The 3,285-nt window shown below is 38.3% G+C and carries 4 protein-coding genes; all 4 read right to left on the reverse strand.

All coding sequences use genetic code 11. The annotated features are described in order from the left end of the window. Window positions 1–355, reverse strand: a 355-nt coding sequence (locus HNS40_RS21870; RefSeq protein WP_172284844.1) for a hypothetical protein, incomplete at its 3' end; no start/stop codon positions are given. A gap of 9 nt (window positions 356–364) precedes the next feature. Continuing rightward, complete coding sequence (locus HNS40_RS21875) at window positions 365–2,470, reverse strand: T9SS type A sorting domain-containing protein (RefSeq protein ID WP_172284845.1); 2,106 nt, start codon at window positions 2,468–2,470, stop codon at window positions 365–367. 93 nt (window positions 2,471–2,563) lie between these two features. Further along, entirely contained in the window at window positions 2,564–2,950 is a 387-nt protein-coding gene (locus HNS40_RS21880) for a T9SS type A sorting domain-containing protein (RefSeq protein WP_172284846.1), read from the reverse strand. 9 nt (window positions 2,951–2,959) lie between these two features. Next, the coding region (locus HNS40_RS21885; RefSeq protein WP_172284847.1) for a T9SS type A sorting domain-containing protein at window positions 2,960–3,285 on the reverse strand (326 nt) is incomplete at its 5' end.

Raw genomic sequence — 3,285 nt, forward strand, 5'->3', positions numbered from 1 at the left:
TGAGTTCTCCGCTAATGAACTCATAATTATAAGCACCGGCTTTTAAGCTGCGGGTATCCCATACCTTTTGACCTGTTTCGCCTGTTAAGTTGAATTGGGCCACTTGTTTACCATCAATGCTTTTGATGATCAACTCGGCTTTTTCGCTTGCTATTGGCAATTCCTGTGTCCTTTTGCCTTGATGCTGCCGAGAGAAGCGACACATAAGCTCAAATAAAATCAATTGATAAGCGAATAAAAGAACTAAAAGATCAAGAAAAATCAAAGCTATCCCCCCGTTAGGCCGGAGCTCGCCCGCTGCTTTTTCGGGCCAACGCGCTGGTGTTCCATATTTAGGTTTTGCTAGCATTTGCATATTTCTCTTTTATTTAAGCAAAAACTTCCCACGATAGACCTCCCCGCCAATCTCACCCTCATAAAAATAAACAACGCTGGCAATGCCACTACACTCCCAAATGAGTTTGCTCTGGTTTGGTTTTATATTTAATGTGGCGATGACTTTACCATAGATATCTTTAATTTGGATTTGGCTTTGTTTATTGATATCGGGCAGCTCAAAGGTAATTTGGCTGGTGGCTGGATTTGGATAGAGATTAAGCTTTTTTATTTGCTCTTGTCCCACTCCCAAACAAGTTCTCACCAAAACTTCTTTCTCATTAGAAAACTCCTCTATATCACATTTATTGAGGAGGCCTGTTTTTAGGCTTACTTGTCCTTCGTATGTTGGATTCCATGTGATTATGGCCGTATCTTGTTGGTTTAGGATAGTTCCTGCGCTTTCTGGTTGTAGGAACCAGTTGGTTTCTAGGCTCTCATCTTCTATTGTGGTGGTAAAAATAGTATGGGTATTGGTGGCAGAGCAAAGGCTATCGGGACCTGTGATGTCTGCTATATTTAGGGGTGGGTAAACCATAATTTCTTTGGGTGTGGAGTAGGCACTCTCGCCATACTCGTTTACGGCTCTTACTTGTAGCCATGCGGTATCTTGAAAGTTGGGGTTCCAAGCAATTAATACACTATCGTGCATTTCTGTGATTTCGCCAGCCTCCTCTGGTAATAATAACCATTGGGTTTCCATGGTGTCTATTACTAAATCTGTGCTGTAGTAATTCTCTGTTTCTATGCTCAAACAAACACTGCTGTTGCCTTGAGCTTGGCTAGGGATAAACTCATCCATATCTTGTATTTCGAAAATGTAGATATCTTCGTTCCATTGACCTGGTGCATGGTAGCAACCAAAAAACCATTTGGTCACCGCTGCAATATATTTGTATTCGGAGACCTTAATAAAATCTGGGGTCTGAGTATAAATCATTTCAGGAAATGGTTTTTGATAGATTAAATCTCCATCTTCATTGATTTTAAACATCCATACAATATAGGAATTGGAAACATTATCATTTCCTTGCACATCATAATCATGGGATTTGGTAGCTGAAAACACCGTAAAACCTCCATCCTCATTTTCAAACATTTTACTTCCAGAATCCCAGTCTGTTCCACCATAGTTTTTACTCCAAATAACATTACCATAGAAATCTGATTTAAGCAACCATATATCAGTACTTTCATCAGGTGTGCCATAATGACCACTTAAATCACCATCTTCTGACGTGGATGATCCTATAAATAAAAAGCCATCCTCTATTTCTATTACATCTCTAAAGGCATCTTGATGAGTACCTCCATAACATAGATTCCATTCAATCTCACCTTCATTATTGAGTTTTATGGCCCAAGCTTCCCATAATAATCCATCATGACCATCACAATAAATATTACCGGGTAAATCATTATCACCACTTGCTGTTAACATATAACCTCCATCACTGGTTTGGATTATCCCCCCCCCCTCATTTGGCCTTATATTCCCATAAGTTTTAATCCAGTTCTTAGTACCATCAGGATTTAAATTTACTGCCCAATCATCGTGAAAACCATAGGACACTTCTTTATCTCCATCAGTAGATGATGAAATTCCCACTTCCATTACACCTCCACTATGACTTAAGCAACCTCCTCTAGGCATTTCCTGTCCAGATCCACCATAAACATCTTGCCAAATAATATTAAAATTGCTATCTGCCTTTGCTAACCAATATCCATTTGAAATACTAACATCATTGGGACTGGTATCACCTAAAAAGTAGAATCCTTCTGAACCATTATTCAATATTTTTATTCCATTGGCATGAGTTCCATTACCCACATAACAGGTATCAAATATTTTATTTCCTTTACTATCTATATTTACCAACCAAGCTGCCCCCTCTTCATAGGGATTATTGCTTACATCACCATCATGGCTTAATGTAGTTCCAAAAAAAAGATAACCATCCTTATGTGGAATGATACTCCTTACTTTATCTGTATCTATTCCTCCATAGCATTTTTCCCAGGTTTTAACGAAATTCTGGCCAAACACTACAAATGGGATTAGTAAAATTAATAATAGGCCTTGTTTTTTCATTTGTTTATTTTTTATTTCTATTGGACAGAATCGTTTCATCAAAAAAATAAAAAGTCCTGAAATTAAATTATTCAATTTCAGGACTTGATACTACTATTTAGTTATTATTAGTTTTCCACTTTGTTTGAGTTCTCCGCTAATGAACTCATAAATATAAGCACCGGCTTTTAAGCTACGGGTATCCCATACTTTCTGACCAGTTTCGCCTGTTAAGTTGATATGGGCCACTTGTTTGCCATCAATGCTTTTGATGATCAACTCGGCTTTTTCGCTTGCTATTGGCAATTCCTGTGTCCTTTTGCCTTGATGCTGCCGAGAGAAGCGACACATAAGCTCAAATAAAATCAATTGATAAGCGAATAAAAGAACTAAAAGATCAAGAAAAATCAAAGCTATCCCCCCGTTAGGCCGGAGCTCGCCCGCTGATTTTTCGGGCCAACGCGCTGGTGTTCCATATTTAGGTTTTGCTAGCATTTGCATATTTCTCTTTTATTTAAGCAAAAACTTCCCACGATAGACCTCCCCGCCAATCTCACCCTCATAAAAATAAACAACGCTGGCAATGCCACTACACTCCCAAATGAGTTTGCTCTGGTTTGGTTTTATATTTAATGTGGCGATGACTTTACCATAGATATCTTTAATTTGGATTTGGCTTTGTTTATTGATATCGGGCAGCTCAAAGGTAATTTGGCTGGTGGCTGGATTTGGATAGAGATTAAGCTTTTTTATTTGCTCTTGTCCCACTCCCAAACAAGTTCTCACCAAAACTTCTTTCTCATTAGAAAACTCCTCTATATCACATTTATTGAGGA

Source organism: Lentimicrobium sp. S6 (assembly GCF_013166635.1).
Lineage (GTDB): Bacteria > Bacteroidota > Bacteroidia > Bacteroidales > UBA12170 > UBA12170.

Coding starts and splice junctions, on each gene's coding strand:
- HNS40_RS21875 (WP_172284845.1), bottom strand. CDS start 2,470: ATGAAAAAACAAGGCCTATTATTAATTTTACTAATCCCATTTGTAGTG.
- HNS40_RS21880 (WP_172284846.1), bottom strand. CDS start 2,950: ATGCAAATGCTAGCAAAACCTAAATATGGAACACCAGCGCGTTGGCCC.